We start from the raw sequence: 20,401 nt of genomic DNA on the forward strand, positions 1-20,401 counted from the left end.
CCGGGTTGCGGCGATACTGAACCGCCGACCCCGGCCGACCCTGAACCTTGAAACCCCAGCCAACCGGCTGAACATGCTGCTCAAAGCAGCATGAACCCCAACGTTGCCCCGACCACTTGACATTGCCCTTCGGATAACCTCATCTACTCCCCTGTCAACGGCCAGAGGATACCGGGTACCAGCGTGCGCCCACCCGCTCGGTCAGGCGCGCTGTGACCACAGCGGCCAGTCGCGCGGTGGCCTGGCCGACGTGAGCGGCGACCTGTTCGGCGAGTTCGGCGTCGTCCGCGCTGAATCGCACGGTGATCCGCGCCTCACCCGCAACCACGGACAGTTCGGATGCCTCCAACTCGGTCACCTCGGCCGCAGCAGCCCCGGCGGCTGGCAGCACGTCCGGTGGGGCGACTCCCGGGCGCAACGCTCCGATCGACAGTGTCACGCGGTACGAGGGCATCCACCCAGCGTATTCGTTCATCGACGGCTGGGTCTCCCCACTCGAGCCGCCCTCGGCGGCACAGATACACATCGAACACCTGCCGGCCCACAGCGCTCGCCACGCGTCGCCTCGCCGCATGGGGCTGGCACGCGACCGGATCAGCGACGAGCGATACTCGTGCGGTCGAGAGAGAGGGGCGTGCGACCCTCTTTTGACCGCGCGGGCATCCGTCGGCGGCACGGGCATCGGTCGGCGGCACGAGCGTCGGTCGAGATCCGCCGTCAGGGGCGGGGAAACAGGAAGATCGGCAACCACTCCGGGCTGTGAGCGTGCACGATCACCAGAAACACGACGAGGTCGAACAAGAGGTGCACACACACCACGTAGGTGAGCGACTTCGTCAGCTTGAACGTGAAACCCTGAAGCAGCGCAAACGGGAACGTCATGAGGGGCCCCCAACTCTGGTAGCCGAGTTCCCAGAGGAACGAGACGAAGATGACCGCCTGTAACAGGTTGGCCTGCCAGTCGGGAAAATGTCGCCTGAGCAGAGTGAACGTCACGCAGATGAAGAAGAGTTCATCCCAGATGCCCACAGCGTTCACGCCGACGAACAGTCGGGCGATCTCATCTGGTTGGGTCACCGCCGGCCAGTTCTGGTAACTGCCCGAGCCGATGAAGTAGATCGGAAGGATCAGGTAGCCGAGCATCACCACGATCACCAGGTACCAGCGGGCCGAAGTCGGCCATCGTCTGCCGGTGCGCACCGGAAACCTGATCGCGTGGTCGTGGTACAGATATCGTGACATCAGGTAGGGCACAAGAACCGCAAGGGTCAGCACCGCACCCATCAATGCCATGTTCGGGTAGCTGATGTTGGCCTCGAGCGAGATGGTGGAGATGATCCCCAGGCCCAGTGCGATGAGCACGAGGTCACGAAAGAGCGCCCGGTCGACGAAGAACGCAGCCGCCACGCTCAGCACCAGCACTGCGTAGCCGGCCAGCGGAATCTGCACGCCGAACAACAGCACGGCAGATGCCGACACCCCGGCCGCGGGCAGTAGACCCCAGGATGCCCGGGGTCGAACCCCGACCGGGTTCGGCGCATGCGTCGTTGTGGTCACGGCTCAACATTGCCATGGACCCGATCGATGTGCGAGTGCAGCGCGCCGGTTGCCTATTGCAACGTACTGCTGTCGATGTCGACCGTTCGATCACCGATGCTCAGGTCGGTCAGCCGTACCCGCCCCCATTGCTTGGGCAGCCCGTTGGCGGCATGCACGGTGCCATGTTCAGTGTCCGGTTGCAGGTGGAGCAGGCTGGACAACAACGAGAGGGGCGTGGCCGCTGCCCACGCCTGCGGTGAGCAGGCGGTCGGGTAGCTGACCGGTGTGGAGAGCACTGTGCGGTCGAAGCCGCAGAACAGTTCGGGGAGACGCCCGGCGAATGAGGTGGACGCGTCGATCAGTGCGGCAGCCACTTTTCCGGCAGCCTCTGTGTGCCCATAGCCGGCCAGTCCGGCGACGGTGAGGGCGTTATCGTGGGGCCACACCGAGCCGTTGTGGTAGCTGATCGGGTTGTACGCACCCATGCCTTGGGCAAGGGTTCGGATTCCCCACCCGGTGAACATGGAAGGGGAGAGCAGCTGCTCGGCCACTTCGGCGGCGTGTTCGTTGCTGGCGATACCCGTCCAGAGGCAGTGCCCCTGGTTGGAGGCGAGGGCGTCGACGGGATGTTTGTCACCGTCAAGGGCGAGCGCGTAGTACCCGTACTCCGGCAGCCAGAACGCTTTCTCGAACTGCCCCTGCAGTTTCTGCGCCTTGGCCAGGAATTGCTCTGCCGTGGCCTCGTCACCCGACAGTGTGGCCAGGCTGGCGCGGGCGGTGTAGGCGGCGTAGACATAACCTTGCACCTCGGCCAGTGCGATCGGGCCGTGGGCCAGACGGCCGTCGCGGCCGCTGATCGAATCGTGGGAGTCCTTCCAACCCTGGTTGAGCAGTCCCCGGTCGGTTTTGCGCTGGTATTCGACGAAGCCGTCGTCGTCCAGGTCGCCATAGTCCTGGATCCATGACAGGGCTCGATCCGCCGCCGGCAGCAGCTCGGCCAGCTGGTCGCCGGGCAGCCCCCAGCGGACCGCTTCGCCCAGCACCATGACGAACAGTGGGGTGGAATCGATGCTGCCAAAATAGGTGGCGCTGCCGCCCAGCGCGGCCGATTCGTCGAGACCGAGGCGCACCTCGTGCAGGATCTTGCCGGGCTCCTCCTCGCTGAGCGCGTCGACTCGCTGGCCCTGACGTCGAGCCAACGCAGCCAGCGTGCCTCCTGCCAGATCCACATCCCAGGGCAGGCACATCAGACTGGTCAGCAGGGAATCCCGTCCAAACAAGGTCATGAACCATGGGGCACCGGCCGCCACCACGGACTCTTCGGGCCGGTCAGTGTCCGGGATGCGCAATGACCCCAGGTCGATGATGCTCCGTTCAATTGCCTGCTGCAGGGCATCGTTGTCGCATTTCACACGCGGGAGGCCCGTCTCCCACTGACGCTGCCGCTTCGATGGAGACGTGGTGGCGACCGGTCTACCTGCTGGAAAGGACTGGCCCGGTTCGGCCCCGTCCTCGGTCGGCAGGGCGTGGAGTGTCGTCGTCCATCGGGTGTGAGGCGGCACGGCCAGCCGCCAGCTGATCCCGGAGTGAGTGACCGTGCCATCATCAGTGTGGATCCGCACACCGCGGAGTCGGCCTGCCAAGCTCATTGACAGCTCCAGCTGCTGTTCGGTGACCTGCCGGTGCACCACACCACGGCGGTGGGGGTGACCATCCTTGACGGCGAACAGGTCAGCAAAGTCACTGTCGACGACCAGAGTCATGGTCGCGCCGAGCGGTTCTGCGCCGAAGTTGAGCACGGCGATGTCCTCACGCATGCCTTCACCGATCAGCCGCCGCCGCTCAACCACTACCGACGGATCCGCTCCGGGGCTACGCGGATCGGAGTGACAGACGAATGTTGCAGAGAACGGGTCGTCGCCGACTACCGCGAGCGGCGTCAACGGCTGGTCGTCCACGAGTAGCTCCCAGGTAGAGATGATGCGGGTGTCCTTGACGAACATTCCCTGCGCCTGATGCGCGCTCATGTCGCCAACGCGTCCGCTGCGGCAGAAAGAAGACCCTTCCAGCACGGTCACTTCGTCACCGGCGAAGATTTGGGCCTGGCCGCCGACTGCCGAGCTCATGCCACCGACCGTCCGTTGGCCGTACTCGATGCTGCTGCGACGCGGGCCAGAACCGAACGGTAAACGCGTTCGTATCCGGCGGCCATGACCGGTAGGTCGAAAAGCTCCTGAGCGCGTTTGCGGCAGGCGAGCGGGTCGAGCAACTCGGCAGCACGAATCGCCGCGGGCAGATCGGCCGGAGTGTCGGCAATGACCCCGGTGACCCGGTCGGAGACGACTTCTGGCACACTGCCCCGGCGTAACGCGACCACGGGCGTACCACACGCCATCGCCTCGATCAGCACCATCCCGAAAGGCTCCTCCCACTGCACCGGGAACAGCAGGGCCCGAGCGCGCGAGAGCAACTCGCGCTTGCGTCCAGCGTTGGCCTGGCCGACAAAGTCGACATCCGGTCCCAACCGAGGTTCGACCTCACGGGCGAAGTACGCACGCTCGGCGGGCTCGACGCATTTGCCAGCCAGAACGATGCGCCGGCCCACTGCCCGGGCCGCGTCAATGGCCAAGTGCGGCGCCTTCTCGTCGCAGAACCGTCCCAACCACAGCAGAAAATCATCTTTGTGGGTGCGGACGGGAAACGAGGACACGTCGATCGCATTGTGGACGGTGCCCACCCAATTCAGGCGCGGGTTCAGCCGACGCTGTGATGAGGAGATGGCGACCATCTCGATCGCATCTCCCAGGGCGGCATAGTAATCTCCAAGCTCGCCCAGAACCGGGCCGTGCATCGTCACCACCGTCGGAACGCGCCGGCCGTAGGCCAGCAGCGGCCCCGCGAGGGTGTGATCGTGCACGAGATCGACGCGCGCATTACGCAGTTCCGCTGCCGCTCGTGCGGCATGGATCACCTCGGGCACGGGCGTGCCCAACCGCTCCGAGGGCGGTGTCGCGAACGTTGAGTAGAACCGCGTCGCCCGGGTGCGATCGCGGCCGGCACCGAACAACATCACCTCGTGCCCGCGGTCGGATAGCTGGTCGACCAGATCCGCCACTACTGATTCGATGCCGCCGTACCCGATAGGAGGTAACTCGAACCACGGCGGGGCGATGACTCCGATTCGCAACGGTCGGCTGCCACGGCCATCATCAGACAACCCGTCCACTGGCCGCCCGGTCGCCCTACCCTTGACCAGAGCTCGGCCCCACACATGATCGACGGGGTGCTGCTTAGCCGGCCCGCTGACAATTGCGGACATACCCCGTCACCTTCTCTACGATTACCACATCGGCATAATGCACAAGAAACACTCGTCGTTGCCGACGAGAGCGTAATCGAAACCCACTCGGTCTGTGAGAAGACCGAGCACCTATTTCAGGCTATACCTCTCTGGGCGTTTTCGGTCGCGGGGAAAGCAGAGGTTGTGAAGGCAGGTGTCGGTCCTCGGTGATCCGCTCGCTCCAGTGTGACTCTCCAGTACCAGCATCATGGCGAAGTGGATGCGGTTGAACGTGATCATCGCGAGGACGAGCCTGAAGCTTCAACACTATTCGGTGCATCGGCGCTTAGGCTGACTCCTGTGAGCAGCCCGATCGTCGTCCTCGTCACCCGTCCGGTGATCGCGGCCACCGCGACGCTGAACGCAGGCCGCGACCTGCGCCCGGCCGACCCGGGGTACCTGTCCTGCGACCCGGCCCTGGCGAGCGTGAGCGTGCGTGACCCCGGAGTGTTGCGCGGCGACGGAATCTTCGAAACGATCGGCGTGATCAACGCGTCCCCGAGGGCCCTGGACGCCCACCTGGAGCGATTTGCGTCATCGGCACGAATGCTCGACCTGCCCACCCCCGACCTCGTCGTCTGGCGACAGGCCGTGCTGCACGCCATCGAAATGCATGGGCCCACCCGCGAACTGTCGGTGCGCATGACGATGACCCGTGGAGTGGGCAGCGGCATCGGAGTCGAACCGAACCCCGCCTCCGATACTCGCTCCCCCCTCACATCTGCCTGGGTGTCGGCGGAAGAGGTGCGCGACTTCGAAGACGTGCGCCGAGACGGTCTCCGGGCGGTGACCCTCGACCGCGGCTACCGCAGCGACGTCGCGGTGACCTCCCCGTGGCTGCTCACGGGTGCGAAAACCCTGTCATATGTGGTGAACGCGGCAGCACTTCGGGAGGCGAAGCGCCGGGATGCCGACGATGCGATCTTCACAAGCTCTGACGGTTTCGTGTTGGAGGGCACGACGTCCAGTGTGATCGTGCAACACGGCACGCTGGTTCGCACGCCCGGCAGCGACCTCGGCATTCTCGCCGGAACCACGCAGGCACGGGCATTCGACTTCTTCGATCGAAATGGGTTCGACCTCGGGTACGGACTGATCGAGGCGGCCGATCTCACCACCGCCGACGGAATCTGGTTGCTGTCGAGCTCGCGGTTGGCCGTGCCGGTGCGTCGGCTGAATGGAGTTGCCATCGCCGTCGACAAGATTTTGGCCGCCCGGCTGAACGACCACCTGCTCGGCGAAGAGAATGCGTAGTCTGGGAAAAACGGCAGAAGCGAGGAACGATGGCCACGACAGACGAGCACGGCTCGGCGGGCACCTACGTCACCGAAGGTGAGGCATTCACCAGGGACACCAACTACATCGACGACCGGATCACCGCAGATGCACCTCGGGCGGGCGGTGTCGACGCTCACGGCCGCAGGCTCTGGCCGGTCGAGGCCGGACGGTACCGGCTGGTTGCCGCCCGCGCCTGCCCGTGGGCCAACCGCACCGTGATCTCGCGGCGGCTGCTCGGCCTCGAGGATGCAATCTCGCTCGGCCTTCCCGGCCCCACGCACGACAGCCGCAGTTGGACATTCGACCTCGATCCCGGCGGTGTCGACCCCGTACTCGGTATTGAGCGCCTGCAGCAGGCGTTCTTCGCCCGCTACCCCGACTATCCGCGCGGCATCACGGTTCCCGCCATCGTCGATGTGCCCACCGGCCAGGTGGTCACCAACGATTACCCGCAGATCACCCTCGACTTCGCCACCGAGTGGACCGCACACTTCCGTGATGGTGCACCCGACCTGTACCCGGATGCGCTGCGAGACGAGATCGATGAGGTGGCCGAGTGGGTCTTCCGCGACGTCAACAACGGCGTCTACCAGTGTGGATTCGCGGGTGGCCAAGAAGCCTACGAGCACGCCTACGACAGACTGTTCGCCCGGCTTGATTGGCTGGAGGATCGCCTGGCCGGCCAGCGTTACCTCGTCGGAGACACCATCACCGAGGCCGACATTCGCCTGTTCACCACGTTGGCCCGCTTCGACCCGGTCTACCACGGGCATTTCAAATGCAACAGGAACAAACTCAGCGAGAGCCCTGTGCTCTGGGCGTATGCACGCGACCTCTTTCAGACCCCCGGCTTTGGCGACACCATCGACTTCGGCCAGATCAAAGCCCACTATTACATCGTGCACGCCGACATCAACCCCACCAGGATCGTGCCGAAGGGCCCGGATGTCTCGACGTGGCTCCTGCCACACCATCGAGACCAACTCGGCGGGCGACCATTCGGCGGTGGAACTCCCCCGCCCGAACCACGCCCCGGGGAACGGGTTCCACACCTCTGAACGCACGCCGCAGGAACCGGCGGCCGGCGAATTGCGCCGATTCGCCACCGACACGGGCTGCGTTGATACCCGCTTCTGGCCAAATGGCGCACAGGCGAACGGGTTGGTAGATTCTCTTGATATGGCCATCTCGGAGCTGGATCGCAAGCGAATCGACGTGTGGTGTGCCGCTCAGACCGCGACAGTTCGAAGCAACGAGGTTCGCATCGATGCAACCTACCGGGGGAATTCGGTCACCATCGCCGAGTGTCGGCTTCCCTACCATCCGAGCCAGGGCACCGAATGGTTGCGCTCCCGAATCGCAAAGCTCGTCTGGAGTCCAACGCTCAATTCCTGGAAACTGTGGGCCCCCGGGCCGAGCGACCGTCTGATGGACTATTCGGCTCGCTTCGAGGTCGGCTCAACCTTGGTCGACCTGCTCGAAGAGATCCGCCAAGACCCGGCAGATGTTTTCTGGGGCTGATCCAGAATCAGTAGCCGCCTGGGTGCCGGCGAGCGTAGTCTGATGTCATGTCGATCATCGATCCTGAAGAGGGACACTTCAAAGACGTCGACGGCTACGGTGTTCCCAAGCCATCAACGAAGTCGCGTTCGTTCGGACCTCCGGCAGACGATGGGTGGGTCGAGTACCCCGACGACGGCGCCAAGGCCTCGGATACCGACGAGAGTTCGGAACAACCACCACACCCTGACGAAACGCCGAAGAAGCGCGCTCCGCGGCACAGCCGGTAACACCCCCGTGTAAAGCCCCCGGAACGCCCAGAGTATGGGTTCCTGCTCAGGCTGCTGAGTCTGCGCTCGACACGTGCCCGAACGGGGCACCACGCCGGTCCCGTCTGGAGCGCGCCATCCTTCAACGTTGCGTGCCTGCCTGCCTGCCCGCCTGCCAGCAACATTCCGTGCGGCCGGAGCCTCGCACGGTTCGCGTTCGGCTGACACGAGCCCACGCGTCAAAACTGGCACTCTCCCAGAGGGAGTGCTAACATTAGATAAGTTGAGTCGATGAGACTCAACCCTATAGGCAAAAGAAGGACGGGCCTCGGGCCCAGGAACAGGAGCTGATGACTATGGCTATGAAATTTGACCCATTCCGCGAGTTGGACCGCGTCGCTGGTGCGCTGATGGATTCCGGGCAGGGCCCACGCCTGATGCCGATGGATCTGTTTCGCGAGGGTGACACCTATGTGATGCACGCCGATCTGCCGGGTATCGACCCGGGCTCGATCGACGTCGACGTCGACGGCCAGCTGCTGACGATCCGTGCGGAGCGCACCCTGAGCAGCGCACAGGATGTGAAGTGGTTGGCCCGTGAGCGCCAGTCGGGTTCATTCCTGCGCCAGCTCAACATCGGCCAGGGAATCGACCGTGATGGAATTGCGGCCAGCTATGACAACGGTGTGCTGAGTGTGACGATCCCGGTCAGTGAGCGCGCCAAGCCGCGCAAGATCCAAATCGAGTCGGGGGCGCGCCCTGAGACGGTCACCGTGAACGAAGAGGCTCCAAGCGCGAAGGAGTAGGCGCGCAGGGCATCACCTGGAGGTCCATTGGACCCGCATGACCGTAGCTGGCCGGAAGGTTTCCCTTCCGGCCAGCTACGGTTAACCCATGACAGTCAACACACCTCCGGTCGCCCGAAAGAACCCGATCGAGCGAACTCACCACGGCGACACCGTCATCGATGACTACGAGTGGTTGCGTGAGAAGACGAACCCTGAGGTCATCGCCCACCTCACGGCGGAGAACGAGTGGACGTCGGCGAAGACCGCGCATCATTCTGATCTGCGGCGAACAATCTACAACGAGATCAAGGATCGCACGCTTGAGACCGATCTCTCCGTGCCGGTGCGCGAAGGTGATTGGTGGTATTACTCATGGTCCATCGAAGGCCAACAATATGCCGTGCACTGCCGGGTCCCGGTCACATCCGAAGACGATTGGGAACCACCGGTGTGGGCGACCCCCGACGCTGCATTACCGGGCGAGCAGGTCTTGCTCGACGGCAATGCTGAAGCTCGGGGCCACGAGTTCTTCTCGCTCGGCAGCTTCGACGTCACGGGCGACGGCCGCCTCATGGTCTACGGCGTCGACACGTTGGGAGACGAACGCTTCACCCTGCGCCTGAGGCGCCTCCCGTCCGTCGGCCCAATCGATCAGGACGCTCAGACCGACGACGATGATGCTGACGCGATCGATGTGATCCCCGGCACTTTTCACGGCGCCATCTTCTCGCCCGACGGCGACTACCTCTACTACACGACCGTCGATGACTCCTGGCGCCCCGACACCCTCTGGCGGCACCGGGTGGGCACGCACCGCCGTGACGACGTCGTGGTCTTTCACGAGCCCGACGACCGCTATTGGCTCGACATCAGTCTCAGCCGCAGCCGGCAATACCTGATGATCGACGTCGGCTCGAAGATCACCAGCGAAGTGCACGTGCTCAACGCTGCCGACCCGACCGGGGAGTTTCGCGTGGTCTGGCCGAGGCACGAGGGAGTGGAGTACTCCGTGGATCATGCCGTGATCGACGGCAGCGACCGGTTGCTCATCCTGCACAATCACGAGGCCGAGAACTTCACCCTGGTCGACGTACCCGCAGACGATCCGACCAGTTCCACCGACCGGGTCACTCTCATCCCGGCCGGGGACAGCCTGCGCATCGAGTCGGTCGAGGCCTTCCGGTCTTTTCTGATCGTCGAATATCGTCGTGACGGGCTCACCCGACTGGCGGTCGTACCGATTCCCGCCCAGCCGTCGGCCGTCTGGACCGACCCGGCGAACGGAGCCGGAATCGGTCTCGAGGATTTCGAAGTCGCCTTCGACCAGCCGTTGTTCACTGTCGGCACCGGTGGCAACCCTGAGTGGCAGCAGCCGACCGTGCGGTTCGGCTACACGTCCCTGGTGGATCCGCAAACCGTCTACGACCTCGTGGTGGCCACCGGCGAGCGCCGCCTGCTCAAACAACAGCCGGTGCTCGGCGACTACAACCCGGAAGACTACGAGCAACGCCGGGAGTGGGCGATCGCCGAAGACGGCACCCGGGTTCCCATCTCGCTGGTGTCCCGCCGGTTGCCCGCCGGCGCCGACCGCGAATCCGGTCGCCCACTCGTGTTGTACGGCTACGGCTCCTACGAGGTCAGCATGGATCCGTCGTTCTCGATCCCCCGTCTGTCACTTCTCGACCGCGGTGTGGTCTTCGCGATCGCGCACGTGCGCGGTGGCGGCGAATTGGGGCGAGCCTGGTACGAAATGGGCAAGACGCTGACGAAGCGCAACACGTTCACCGACTTCATCGCTGTGGCCGAGCGGTTGATTGCCGCCGGGCACACCACACCGCAGCAGTTGATCGCGCAGGGGGGCAGTGCCGGCGGCCTGCTGATGGGGGCGGTCGCCAACCTCGCACCGCACCTGTTCGCCGGCATCGTCGCCCAGGTGCCGTTCGTCGACGCACTCACCTCGATCCTCGACCCGTCGCTGCCGCTGACGGTGATCGAGTGGGACGAATGGGGCGACCCGCTGCATGACGCCGAGGTGTACCGCTACATGAAGTCGTACAGCCCGTATGAGAATGTGCGGTCGGATGTCGAGTACCCGCCCATCCTCGCTGTGACGAGCCTGAACGACACCCGGGTGCTCTACGTGGAGCCGGCCAAGTGGGTGGCTCGGCTGCGCGAAGTCGGCGCGCCCGCCCTGCTCAAGACGGAGATGTCTGCAGGGCACGGGGGCGTGAGCGGACGATATGAACGCTGGAAGGAGATCGCGTTCGAGTACGCCTGGCTGCTCGAGACCGCGGGCGTCACCGACTGAACGCCGCGTTCAGCCGAACAGCAGCGCGGCCTCCTCATAGCGCGCCTGCGGAACCCGGTTGAGTTCTCCGACCGCGTTCGCGATGCTCACCCTGACGATGTTGCGCCCGCGCAGCGCCACCATTGAGCCCCAGTCGCCGGCCATCACACTGTCGATGGCCGACATGCCGAGGCGCGTCGCCAGCACGCGGTCGTACGCGGTCGGAACCCCGCCCCGCTGCAGGTGGCCGAGCACGGTCGATCGGGATTCGATTCCGGTACGTTCTTCGATGAGCGGTGCGAGCCTGTCCCCGATTCCGCCGAGCCGTGGCCTGTTGAACGCGTCGAACCCGAGATGTGAATGCGCCTCGTTCATGGTGTCGAGGGTGAAGCCCTCTGACACGACAATGGTCGGGGCCCGGCCACGGTCGCGCACGCTCAGCACCCATTCACAGATCTGTTCGATGCTGTGGGACTCCTCCGGAATCAGAATCGCGTGTGCTCCCCCGGCCATGCCCGAGTGCAGCGCGATCCAGCCCACGTTGCGACCCATGACCTCCAGCACCATGCACCGGCCGTGCGACTCGGCCGTCGTACGCAACCGGTCGATCGCCTCGGTCGCGATCTGCACGGCGGTGTCGAAGCCGAACGAGTAGTCGGTGGCCTCGATGTCGTTGTCGATGGTCTTCGGAACGCCGACGATCTTGAGCCCGGCATCGGTCAACCTCCCCGCGGCGGTCAAGGTGCCCTCACCACCGATCGCGATCATGGCGTCGATGCCGTTCTCGTCGAGCATCTTCTGGATGTTCTCGGGGCCGCCGCGCTCCCCCTCGAACGGATTGGTGCGCGAAGAGCCCAGAATCGTCCCACCCTGCCGTGAGAGGCCGCGCACACTGTGCCGGTCCAGGGGCACGAAGTCGCCTTCGACGACTCCCTTCCACCCGCCCGTGAAGCCGACGAACTGGGCGTCGTGAACCCGAACACCTTTCAACACCGCTCCGCGAATCACCGCGTTCAGCCCGGGGCAGTCGCCGCCGCTGGTCAGGATCCCGATCTTCATGTCTTTCGCTTCCTGCGACACTCGGCCGACAGCATCTGCACGTCGGTCAACGTCGATGTCGTCTCAATAAAGGTTAGTGCCCCGATGGAATAACCACGCCGGCCGTGCGTTGGACGAGACATGGACTATATACCGGCCGATGGCACAATCACCATGTTCACCACCAACCACTGCGGCTACTGCACGCGACTGAAGAGCCAACTGACGCGGGCCGGAATCGAGTACAACGAGGTCAACATCGAGCAGGTCGATGGTACAGCCGAAATCGTCGAAAAGATCAATGACGGCAACCAGACGGTGCCCACCGTACTCTTTCCGGATGGCTCGAGCGCGACGAACCCGTCGCTCGCCGAGGTGACCGCGCGCCTGGCCGCGTAGCCCGCTCCGCCCTTACCCAGAACCGGCCAGGTAGTCGCGCAAGACGGCTGCCTGGCTGGTCTCGGAGTCGTGCGCGCTGAACACCAGTGTCACATCCGGGTGTTCCGAGAGATATCCGCGCAATTGCTCCACCGCATCGTTGTGGGTGAGTTCGGCGATGTAACGGGTGCGGAACTCGTCAAATCGCTCCTTCTCGTGCCCGTACCATTTGCGCAACTCGGTGCTCGGCCCGATCTCCTTCAGCCACTCGTCGACGTGGGCGTTCTCCTTGCTTACCCCACGCGGCCAGATGCGATCGACCAGCACCCGAAACCCATCTGCGGGATCGGCCTCGTCATACACCCGCTTGATCCGTACGCTCATACACCCACTGTGTCACGTGCCCCCGTGTCCGCCCACCCGCTGACCCAGATCCTTTCCTCGCCTCACCCCATTTCGACGAAAATCCGAGGGACGACGGAAGCCTTCTAGGCCGCGGCGGCGATCGCCTGCTCGAGCAGGTGCACCAGGGCATCCAGCTGCACCGTCGACTCGCTCACCACTTCCGAATCATCGCCGTCGAGCGCACGCGCGGCCAGCCCGGCCTTGCTGTCGATCAATTCGGCGATCTTGGAGTCGATCGTCTGCGCGGCGAGGATGCGCCATGCGGTGACCGACTCCTCCTGGCCGATGCGGTGAACACGGTCGATCGCCTGGGTCTGTTCGGCGCTGGTCCAACTGAGCTCGGCCAGCACGACGTTCGAGGCCGCCTGCAGGTTGAGTCCCACTCCGGCGGCGGTCAGCGAGCAGACCGCGATCGCCACATCCTCGTCGTCGGCGAAAGCATCGATCTGCGTCTGGCGGAACGCTGCGGTCTGGTCTCCCCTGATCGAGATCGTCTTCAGCCCACGACGCGCGAAGATGTCCTCGGCGGTGTCCATCACATCGATGTGCTTGGCGAAGAACACCACCTTGCCCACCGATCTCGCCAACTGCGCGGTGTAGTCAGCGGCCAGCACGGCCTTTGCCTGGCCGATCTTGCGCACCATGGTGAACACGTTCTCGCCCGTCTTGGCGGCCTTCGAATCTTCAAGCTCGGCGTGGGCGACCAGGCGGATGACCTCGGCCTGGCGCTCAGCGTCGCCCGGGGCCGACTGCACCCCACGACCGGTCGCCTGGGCTGCGGCCAGGTAGGCGGTGTAGCGGGCGTACAGCCGGGCACCGAGTGCACGCTCCGACTCGCGGATGGAACGGCCGAGATCGGTGTCCAATTCGACCGGCAGGTCTGCGATGCGCTTCGCCGGCAGGTCGGCCGCCACGTCGATCTTGCGGCGCCGAACAATTCCCATGTCGATCACGGCCTGCCTGGCCTCGGCGAAGAATCCGAAGTCGACCGGTGTCAACCCGGTGTCCTCCAACTTTGCCATCAACTCGGGGCTGGGCTTGTCGCCGTCGATCCAACCCAGGAGCTGCCAGATCGCCCGAAAGTCTTCCACGTCGTTGATGAGCGGGGTACCGGTCAACGCCATCATCAGAGGGTTTCCGTTGGATGATGCTTGACGGATGCTCTTCGACAACGCCAACACGTGCTTCGACCGCTGTGACTGCAGGTTCTTGATGAAATGAGCCTCGTCAACGACCATGCCCTTGAACCCGAGCCGGCTGAGCCAGCCCATGTGCCGGTCGAGCACGTCATAGTTCACCACGACGACATCCGCGAAGGCATCCAGGCCCTCGCCATCGCCCTGGATCACGGTGGCCTTGCGTTGCGGCGTCCACATTTCGACCTCACGCGCCCAGTTCATCTTCACGACGTTCGGCACGACCGCTAGCAGCGGGTAGGCGTTCGAGACGGATGCCGCGAGCAGGCTCTGCGCCGTCTTACCCAGTCCCGGCTCGTCTGCGAGCAGAAAGCTGCGGTGCCCGAGACGAACCTTCTCAACGAACCGGGCCTGGTGTCGCATCAGCTCGGTGCCGGGCGGCGAGATGCGGTCGATGGCGGGTTCCTCGGGCAGTTCCATGCTCGCCGCAACACCCCCCGAACCGTATTCGAACGCCTTGAACAGTGGGCCGAGCAATTCCCAGTTCGCGAGCCGGCGCACCGGGGTCGACGGTTTCGAGGCGACCGCGCTGAAATCTGGTGCGAGGAACGGGTTGGCCATCGTGCGGGAGATGACCGACTGGGGCACCACCTGGTTGATGGGGGCCTCGGGGGCGGATTCCTTTTCTCGGGTGATGATCAATTCATCGGCTGACAGTTCGATGCCCGCCTCGATCAGCATGTCGCGGCGCAGTTTCTGCGCCACCGGAGACACAGGGGTATCCGTCTCCAAGAGTCCGATCAACGACGTGTCACGAGCAGCCGTCTTGGCAAGGATTGTCGCAATGCCGTCGAGACGCTTCATCAGTTCGGCGCGGTCTTCGGGCTCCACCTCGGACGAGTTCTTCACCCGCGCACGTTCCTCACGCATCAGCAGCGCCACCACCAAAAACTTGGTGCGGTTGCTGGGGGCGACCTTGCCCCGCTGCGCGGCTGCCTCAACTTCGCGCACACGACGGGCGAGCACCGGGATCAGCCCGGTGTTGTCCATGCCGTGCGAACGTGTCGACGATCCCTTGCTGCCGCCGCGCCCTGACCGCGCGGATGTCCTGCCGTGTGAGCGCGAAGCGCTCCGCTGACCGGATCGAGTCATGCTGCTCCTTGAAAAAGTCTGCTGCCGCATCGCTGCGGATTGGTTTCACTGCGTTTCGGCCGGGCTCCCCCGCAGGGGCTTCCAGTCGATTCCCACCTCGAACGAATATTGACGGTCGATCACTTACTGCCCCGATGCACCAGCGCCTGCTCCGGATGTGACTCAGGAGGTTCGGCAAGCAGAGGCTTCCGAACAGCGAGTGGTGCGAGTGGTGTGATGCCGGCTGGGTGAAGACGAGCGTCCGCGCCGCAAGCCACAACACATGCGCATTGTTATGCGTGCTTCCATACTATCGCGCCAGGCGGCCCGTGGGTGAACCGTTTCGGGCAGCCGCCCTGAAATCCGGCCCGAACGCACCTGGTGGTATTGAATAGCTGCATGACCCACGATTTCAGTGCCGCCCAGCGGGCCCGATTCCGCGCCCTCCTCGAGGAGCAACGCGAAGCCGACCGCTCGAACGCTTTCGCGGCCACCCGCAACATGCAGCTGATTTCCGATGCCCGCCAGGACTCGTCGACCGACGACGAGCACGACCCGGAAGGGGTCACGCTCGCGTTCGAGCGTTCCTCCGAGGCCGCGATGGTGCAGCGCTCCGAACGCGGGGTGGCCGAGGCATCCGCAGCCCTCGCCAGGCTCGACGACGGAAGTTACGGCCTCTGCGAGGAGTGTGGCAACGAGATTGCGACAGCACGATTGGAGGCTCGCCCCGCCACGACGTTGTGCATCGAGTGCGCCAGGCGCCACGGGGCCTGACCCGCTCATGGGCGTCAGCGGCCGCGGTGTGACATCTCGTTCGGAGCGATCGGAACCTTGATCTTGAACCCCGCGAAGACGAAGACGAGGGCTCCGAGAAGTTGAAGGAACTGCCACCCCTGCCCGCTCAGCCCGAGGGGGAGGATCGGGTTCCAAATGATCGCTATCGGTGCGAGGCCGAGCAACCACCAGTAGGCCTTGGCCTGAATCGCGTAGACGCACATGATCAGCGCCAGGATTGCCGCGGCGAACTGAATCACGATGAACCACCACGAATCCAGCAGCGCGAGGCCCGCCAAAAGGGCGATCGCCCCCAACAGCCCGGGAACGAGGGCGGCCCTGGAGAACTCGGGTCTGGTGGGTTTTTTGGAGTTTCGTGACATCAGGCCCAGTCTACGGGCCGGGAGGATCAACCCAGATCCTCCTCCACCATTTCCCGCGCCCCGTGAACTCCATCGCAATCGCTCAACACATCAACGAGGTGGGTCGAACTCGAAGGGTCTCGCACGTCCCACCGCAACGTGATGAGTTGGGGAGTTCATGACCACAGTCTGCTCGCGGCAGTACGACCGGCCAACCTTCGATGGATGCCGCCGGCGGCTCGGCCTCCTAAACTCGCGGTAATGAAACACTCCGCACTCACCCCCGTCTTCACCACGCTGCGCATCGGGTTGCACGCGCTCTTCGTCGGTCTGGTGCTGTTCGTGGTTGTGCGCGCCGCCATCGCGGGAGGGGCGATATCGACATCGGAGACCTGGCTGATCACCGGCTTGTCGGTGGTCGTCATCCTCACTTACCTGGTCGCCGCGAAGTTGCCTGGCCCGACCGGCAGCGCACGATGGCTTGTCTGGTTGGGGGTGCTGTTGCTCGAGTGGGTGGCGTTGATGTTCCTCACCCCGGATGCCGTCTATCTCGTCTTCCCGCTGTTCTTCCTGATCCTCCACCTGCTTCCGACACCCTGGAACGTGATCGGGGTGTTCGTGGCGACGGCGCTCGCGATCGCCATGCTCGCCTGGCACAACGGCTGGAGTGTGGCAATCGTCATCGGTCCGCTGATCGGAGCCGCGGTCTCGGTGGCGATAGGCCTCGGCTACCGGGCGCTTTACCGGGAGGCCACCGAACGGCAACTCCTGATCGACGACCTGATCGCCACCCGGGGCCAGCTCGCCGCGACCGAACGCGAAACCGGGGTGCTCGCAGAGAGGGCACGGCTTGCCCGAGAGATCCACGACACCGTCGCCCAGGGCCTGTCGAGCATCCAGATGCTGCTGCACGCGGTGGAGCGCGCCGACGAGCACCACCCCGCGATCGAGTACGTGCGATTGGCCCGCGAGACCGCGGCCCACGATCTGGCCGAGACCAGGCGTTTCATTGCAGAACTGACCCCGGCGGCGCTGGAGGAGAACACGCTCGCGGGCGCGCTGCAGAGGCTCGCCGATGCGACCGCCCGCCAGACCGGGATCGTGGTGAACGTGCGGGTGTCAGGTGAAGGCACACCATTGCCGATGCGGATCGAGACCGCACTGCTGCGCATCGCGCAGGGGTCGCTCGCGAACGTCACTCAGCATGCAGAGGCGAGCAAGGTCGAGCTGACGCTCAGCTACATGGAGGACTCGGTCAGCCTCGACGTCGTGGATGACGGCCGCGGTTTCGATCCCAGCGCTGTCAGCCAATCGGCGACCGGGAGCACCCACACGTCATTCGGGCTCCAGGCCATCCGCGACCGGGTGATCGCACTCGGCGGAGTCGTGGCGGTGGAGTCTGTTCCGGGCGGCGGCACTGCCGTCGCCGTCGCATTCGGGCTTGAGGAGGAGAGATGATCCGCCTGTTGATCGCCGACGACCACCCCGTGGTGCGGGCAGGGTTGCGCGCCCTCTTCGGCACCGAAGAAGACATGGAGGTGGTGGCCGACGTGGCCACCGCAGCCGAGGCCGTGGCATCAGCTCGCTCCCTCGCCCCCGACGTGGTTCTGATGGACCTCCAGTTCGGCGCGCAGACCCGGCCGAAGGATCTGCAGGGAGCCGAGGCCACCCGCCTGGTGTTGGCGGCGCCCGACGCTCCCCGCGTGCTGATCCTGACAAACTACGACACCGATGCCGACATCCTGAGCGCTGTGGAGGCCGGAGCCAGCGGTTACCTGTTGAAGGATGCACCACCCGCCGAACTGCTTCAGGCGGTGCGAGCGGCGGCATCCGGTCAGAGCGCCCTGGCACCGTCAATCGTGACCCGGTTGGATTCTCGGGGCCGGGCCCCGGAGTCGAGCCTGAGCAAGCGCGAGCGGGAGGTGCTGGCGCTCGTCGCCCAGGGCAGCTCCAACCGGGAGATCGGGCGGGAGCTGTTTCTGAGCGAGGCCACCGTGAAGTCTCACCTGGTGCATATCTTCACGAAGATGGGAGTCTCCTCCCGCACATCGGCGGTCGCCCGGGCCAGGGAGCTGGGATTGATCCGGTCCCACTGACCGGGCGGGCCTCAATTTTTTGGCAACGCGCCGCGGTTTGTGGGCGCCGACGACCGGATCAACTGGTGGGATGGTGTCGTCAAAGGAGCCCCATGTCGACCTACACGGCCCAGTACCCGAGGCCGAAGCATTTCCTGTTACACCTGAGCGACACACACCTCATCGCCGGTGACGAGCTCTTGTATGACACCGTCGATGCCGATGGGCACCTGCGCCGCCTGTTCGACGAATTCGAGTCGTCGGGTTCCCGGCCCGAAGCGATCGTGTTCACCGGTGACCTGGCCGACAAGGGGGATCCGCGAGCCTATGGGAAGCTGCGCACCATCGTCGAGCCGGTGGCCGAGCGGCTGGATGCGCGCCTGATCTGGGTGATGGGCAATCACGACGACCGGATCGCGTTCCGAACAGCGCTGCTCGACGAGGCCCCGTCACTTCGGCCGGTCGATGCGGTGCACAATGTGAACGGGCTGCGCATCATCAGCCTCGACACATCGGTGCCAGGCCACCATTTCGGCCAGGTCACCGGCCAGCAGCTGGACTGGCTGGCAGAGGTGCTGTCTGAACCCGCCGCCGACGGCACCGTCCTGGCGATGCACCATCCGCCGATCCCCGGTGTGCTCGACCTGGCTGTCGCCGTCGAGCTGCGCGAGCAGGATTCTCTGGCTGCTGTGCTGAACGGCACCGATGTGCGCAGCATCATCGCCGGTCACCTGCACTACTCCACCAACGCCACCTTTGCCGGCATTCCGGTGTCGGTGGCGTCGGCCACCTGTTACACGCAGGACCTCAACGTGGTTGCGGGCGGAACCCGGGGCCGGGACGGCGCACAGTCGTTCAATCTGGTGCACGTGTATCCACACACGGTCGTGCACTCAGTGGTGCCGCTGGGGGCTCATCCGACTGCCGGAAAATTCGTCTCTCCGGCCCAGACCGCCGAGTTCTTGGCCGAAGTCGGGGTTCGCCGGCCCGATTCTGGGGCCCAGCTCGTCACGTCACCGGGCACCGCCCGCGAACTTCAGCTTCAATAACGCCTAAGCCCGGCAACGCACCTCGCCGTGTGGCAGGATCAACCAGGCACGGGGGTTGTCGGCCCATTCCCTCCAAGCCACAGAGATCTCCGTGAGATCGGCCGGGGTTGCGAAACCGCCGTCCACGGCGTCGACCGCGAACGACGACTCGAGCACTCGCTTCTCCCACATGCCACCCCAGAACTCGCGGTCGGCGGTGGAGCTGAAGCACCAGACGGATGCGGTGGAATCCACCTCGCTGAAACCCGCGTCCATCGCCCACGACTTGAGCCTGCGGCCGGCATCGGGTTCGCCTCCGTGCGACCGGTGCACCTTCTGGTAGAGCGCAGCCCACTTCGCAAGGCCCGGCAACAGTGGGTACCAGATCGCTCCGGCATAATCGACCTCGCGCGCTGCGACCAGACCCGCTGGCTTCGCCACCCGCCGGGCCTCGCCCAGCGCCTCGACCGGGTCACTGAGATGATGCAGCATCTGGTGGATGTGCACCAGGTCATAGGTGTCGTCTTCGGCGTCGAGCGCGTACGTGTCGCCGACCACGAAGTCAACGTTGTCGACGCCGGCATCTCGGGCGTGGGCGCGTGCCTTCTCGAGAACGATCTCAGCTGCGTCCACCCCGGTCACATGCCCGGGAAAGACGCGCTGGGCCAGGTCGACCGTGATGGTTCCGGGGCCGCAGCCGATGTCGAGAACGTGAAGCCCGGGCACAAGGTCAGGAATCAGGTAGGCATCAGAGTTCGCGACCGTGCGCCATTCGTGGGACGAGAGCACGCTGGGGTGGTGGCCGTGGGTGTAGCTCTCGTGATGGTGGTTCGGCCCGGTCTCGTGGTCTGCGGTCATTACCCCATGGTATTGCGGTGGGTGGGTCGGGAATTCGTTTCGTGACGGCGGGTGGGGTGGCGGGTTAACGACGGATGGCCACCCCGGTGGGTGGCCATCAATCGTTTATCAAGTTAAGTCCGGCGGTGTCCTACTCTCCCACGAGGTCCCCCTCGCAGTACCATCGGCGCAAAGAGCCTTAGCTTCCGGGTTCGGAATGAGACCGGGCGTTTCCC

The 20,401-nt window shown here is 64.8% G+C and carries 20 protein-coding genes and 1 rRNA gene; 11 read left to right on the forward strand and 10 right to left on the reverse strand.

Annotated features, from left to right (window positions below):
* Positions 1–154: 154 nt before the first annotated feature.
* From DL891_RS16035 to DL891_RS16050, 4 genes are all read right to left on the reverse strand, one after another.
* Positions 155–475, reverse strand: coding sequence for a hypothetical protein (locus DL891_RS16035; protein WP_232819229.1), 321 nt, complete (start codon positions 473–475; stop codon positions 155–157).
* A 242-nt stretch (positions 476–717) separates the two neighbouring features.
* On the reverse strand, positions 718–1,557 hold the full coding sequence (locus DL891_RS16040; RefSeq protein WP_232819230.1) for a CPBP family intramembrane glutamic endopeptidase: 840 nt from the start codon (positions 1,555–1,557) through the stop codon (positions 718–720).
* 53 nt (positions 1,558–1,610) lie between these two features.
* Positions 1,611–3,665, reverse strand: a complete 2,055-nt coding sequence (locus DL891_RS16045) for a glycogen debranching N-terminal domain-containing protein (protein ID WP_111721509.1) — start codon at positions 3,663–3,665, stop codon at positions 1,611–1,613.
* A complete protein-coding gene (locus DL891_RS16050) occupies positions 3,662–4,858 on the reverse strand; it encodes a glycosyltransferase family 4 protein (protein WP_111721510.1) in 1,197 nt (398 codons plus the stop codon). The genes DL891_RS16045 and DL891_RS16050 overlap by 4 nt, the downstream gene beginning before the upstream one ends.
* A 321-nt stretch (positions 4,859–5,179) precedes the next feature.
* Here DL891_RS16050 and DL891_RS16055 point away from each other — a divergent pair, with 321 nt between their 5' ends.
* The 6 genes from DL891_RS16055 to DL891_RS16080 all read left to right on the forward strand — a co-directional run bounded on the left by DL891_RS16055 (position 5,180) and on the right by DL891_RS16080 (position 11,022).
* Complete coding sequence (locus DL891_RS16055) at positions 5,180–6,133, forward strand: aminotransferase class IV (protein WP_157962570.1); 954 nt, start codon at positions 5,180–5,182, stop codon at positions 6,131–6,133.
* A gap of 29 nt (positions 6,134–6,162) precedes the next feature.
* Positions 6,163–7,215 carry a glutathione S-transferase family protein gene (locus tag DL891_RS16060; protein WP_111721512.1) on the forward strand — a complete coding sequence of 351 codons (1,053 nt, stop codon included), beginning with the start codon at positions 6,163–6,165 and terminating at the stop codon, positions 7,213–7,215.
* Between the two features lie 121 nt (positions 7,216–7,336).
* Positions 7,337–7,678: a DUF3024 domain-containing protein gene (locus DL891_RS17195; protein ID WP_157962571.1), complete on the forward strand. Its 342-nt coding sequence runs from the start codon at positions 7,337–7,339 to the stop codon at positions 7,676–7,678.
* A gap of 47 nt (positions 7,679–7,725) precedes the next feature.
* Positions 7,726–7,947, forward strand: a complete 222-nt coding sequence (locus tag DL891_RS16070; RefSeq protein ID WP_111721514.1) for a hypothetical protein — start codon at positions 7,726–7,728, stop codon at positions 7,945–7,947.
* 335 nt (positions 7,948–8,282) lie between these two features.
* Positions 8,283–8,732, forward strand: coding sequence for an Hsp20/alpha crystallin family protein (locus tag DL891_RS16075; protein WP_111721515.1), 450 nt, complete (start codon positions 8,283–8,285; stop codon positions 8,730–8,732).
* Between the two features lie 88 nt (positions 8,733–8,820).
* Positions 8,821–11,022, forward strand: coding sequence for a S9 family peptidase (locus tag DL891_RS16080; protein WP_111721516.1), 2,202 nt, complete (start codon positions 8,821–8,823; stop codon positions 11,020–11,022).
* A gap of 9 nt (positions 11,023–11,031) precedes the next feature.
* Here the strand turns inward: DL891_RS16080 and DL891_RS16085 are convergent, their stop codons facing one another.
* The gene (locus tag DL891_RS16085; protein ID WP_111721517.1) at positions 11,032–12,060 is read right to left on the reverse strand and encodes a 6-phosphofructokinase; all 1,029 of its coding nucleotides are present in this window, start codon (positions 12,058–12,060) and stop codon (positions 11,032–11,034) included.
* A 120-nt stretch (positions 12,061–12,180) separates the two neighbouring features.
* On the opposite strand from DL891_RS16085, the gene DL891_RS16090 reads away from it, so the two are divergent.
* Positions 12,181–12,438: a mycoredoxin gene (locus DL891_RS16090; RefSeq protein ID WP_111721518.1), complete on the forward strand. Its 258-nt coding sequence runs from the start codon at positions 12,181–12,183 to the stop codon at positions 12,436–12,438.
* 12 nt (positions 12,439–12,450) lie between these two features.
* Here the strand turns inward: DL891_RS16090 and DL891_RS16095 are convergent, their stop codons facing one another.
* Both DL891_RS16095 and DL891_RS16100 read right to left on the reverse strand, forming a co-directional pair.
* Positions 12,451–12,801: a DUF488 domain-containing protein gene (locus DL891_RS16095; protein WP_111721519.1), complete on the reverse strand. Its 351-nt coding sequence runs from the start codon at positions 12,799–12,801 to the stop codon at positions 12,451–12,453.
* 104 nt (positions 12,802–12,905) lie between these two features.
* Complete coding sequence (locus tag DL891_RS16100; RefSeq protein WP_232819231.1) at positions 12,906–15,008, reverse strand: DEAD/DEAH box helicase; 2,103 nt, start codon at positions 15,006–15,008, stop codon at positions 12,906–12,908.
* 480 nt (positions 15,009–15,488) lie between these two features.
* On the opposite strand from DL891_RS16100, the gene DL891_RS16105 reads away from it, so the two are divergent.
* Positions 15,489–15,863 (forward strand): TraR/DksA C4-type zinc finger protein, encoded by a 375-nt coding sequence (locus tag DL891_RS16105; RefSeq protein ID WP_111721521.1) that lies wholly within the window; start codon positions 15,489–15,491, stop codon positions 15,861–15,863.
* Positions 15,864–15,877: 14 nt separating this feature from the next.
* Here DL891_RS16105 and DL891_RS16110 read toward each other — a convergent pair whose 3' ends face one another.
* Positions 15,878–16,246, reverse strand: a complete 369-nt coding sequence (locus DL891_RS16110; protein WP_111721522.1) for a DUF6804 family protein — start codon at positions 16,244–16,246, stop codon at positions 15,878–15,880.
* 240 nt (positions 16,247–16,486) lie between these two features.
* Here DL891_RS16110 and DL891_RS16115 point away from each other — a divergent pair, with 240 nt between their 5' ends.
* The 3 genes from DL891_RS16115 (at position 16,487) to DL891_RS16125 (ending at position 19,349) form a co-directional block, all read left to right on the forward strand.
* A complete protein-coding gene (locus DL891_RS16115; protein ID WP_111721523.1) occupies positions 16,487–17,683 on the forward strand; it encodes a sensor histidine kinase in 1,197 nt (398 codons plus the stop codon).
* Complete coding sequence (locus tag DL891_RS16120) at positions 17,680–18,321, forward strand: response regulator transcription factor (RefSeq protein ID WP_111721524.1); 642 nt, start codon at positions 17,680–17,682, stop codon at positions 18,319–18,321. The genes DL891_RS16115 and DL891_RS16120 overlap by 4 nt, the downstream gene beginning before the upstream one ends.
* 92 nt (positions 18,322–18,413) lie before the next feature.
* Positions 18,414–19,349 (forward strand): phosphodiesterase, encoded by a 936-nt coding sequence (locus tag DL891_RS16125; protein WP_111721525.1) that lies wholly within the window; start codon positions 18,414–18,416, stop codon positions 19,347–19,349.
* 3 nt (positions 19,350–19,352) lie between these two features.
* Here DL891_RS16125 and DL891_RS16130 read toward each other — a convergent pair whose 3' ends face one another.
* A complete protein-coding gene (locus DL891_RS16130) occupies positions 19,353–20,186 on the reverse strand; it encodes a class I SAM-dependent methyltransferase (RefSeq protein WP_111721526.1) in 834 nt (277 codons plus the stop codon).
* 117 nt (positions 20,187–20,303) lie between these two features.
* Positions 20,304–20,401 (reverse strand): 5S ribosomal RNA (gene rrf, locus DL891_RS16135); the annotation flags it as partial.

The organism is Homoserinimonas sp. OAct 916, assembly GCF_003260275.1.
Taxonomy (GTDB): Bacteria; Actinomycetota; Actinomycetes; order Actinomycetales; family Microbacteriaceae; genus OACT-916.

Coding starts and splice junctions, on each gene's coding strand:
- DL891_RS16035 (WP_232819229.1), bottom strand. CDS start 475: ATGAACGAATACGCTGGGTGGATGCCCTCGTACCGCGTGACACTGTCG.
- DL891_RS16045 (WP_111721509.1), bottom strand. CDS start 3,665: ATGAGCTCGGCAGTCGGCGGCCAGGCCCAAATCTTCGCCGGTGACGAA.
- DL891_RS16050 (WP_111721510.1), bottom strand. CDS start 4,858: ATGTCCGCAATTGTCAGCGGGCCGGCTAAGCAGCACCCCGTCGATCAT.
- DL891_RS16060 (WP_111721512.1), top strand. CDS start 6,163: ATGGCCACGACAGACGAGCACGGCTCGGCGGGCACCTACGTCACCGAA.
- DL891_RS17195 (WP_157962571.1), top strand. CDS start 7,337: ATGGCCATCTCGGAGCTGGATCGCAAGCGAATCGACGTGTGGTGTGCC.
- DL891_RS16070 (WP_111721514.1), top strand. CDS start 7,726: ATGTCGATCATCGATCCTGAAGAGGGACACTTCAAAGACGTCGACGGC.
- DL891_RS16075 (WP_111721515.1), top strand. CDS start 8,283: ATGGCTATGAAATTTGACCCATTCCGCGAGTTGGACCGCGTCGCTGGT.
- DL891_RS16080 (WP_111721516.1), top strand. CDS start 8,821: ATGACAGTCAACACACCTCCGGTCGCCCGAAAGAACCCGATCGAGCGA.
- DL891_RS16085 (WP_111721517.1), bottom strand. CDS start 12,060: ATGAAGATCGGGATCCTGACCAGCGGCGGCGACTGCCCCGGGCTGAAC.
- DL891_RS16090 (WP_111721518.1), top strand. CDS start 12,181: ATGGACTATATACCGGCCGATGGCACAATCACCATGTTCACCACCAAC.
- DL891_RS16095 (WP_111721519.1), bottom strand. CDS start 12,801: ATGAGCGTACGGATCAAGCGGGTGTATGACGAGGCCGATCCCGCAGAT.
- DL891_RS16100 (WP_232819231.1), bottom strand. CDS start 15,008: ATGGACAACACCGGGCTGATCCCGGTGCTCGCCCGTCGTGTGCGCGAA.
- DL891_RS16105 (WP_111721521.1), top strand. CDS start 15,489: ATGACCCACGATTTCAGTGCCGCCCAGCGGGCCCGATTCCGCGCCCTC.
- DL891_RS16110 (WP_111721522.1), bottom strand. CDS start 16,246: ATGTCACGAAACTCCAAAAAACCCACCAGACCCGAGTTCTCCAGGGCC.
- DL891_RS16115 (WP_111721523.1), top strand. CDS start 16,487: ATGAAACACTCCGCACTCACCCCCGTCTTCACCACGCTGCGCATCGGG.
- DL891_RS16120 (WP_111721524.1), top strand. CDS start 17,680: ATGATCCGCCTGTTGATCGCCGACGACCACCCCGTGGTGCGGGCAGGG.
- DL891_RS16125 (WP_111721525.1), top strand. CDS start 18,414: ATGTCGACCTACACGGCCCAGTACCCGAGGCCGAAGCATTTCCTGTTA.
- DL891_RS16130 (WP_111721526.1), bottom strand. CDS start 20,186: ATGACCGCAGACCACGAGACCGGGCCGAACCACCATCACGAGAGCTAC.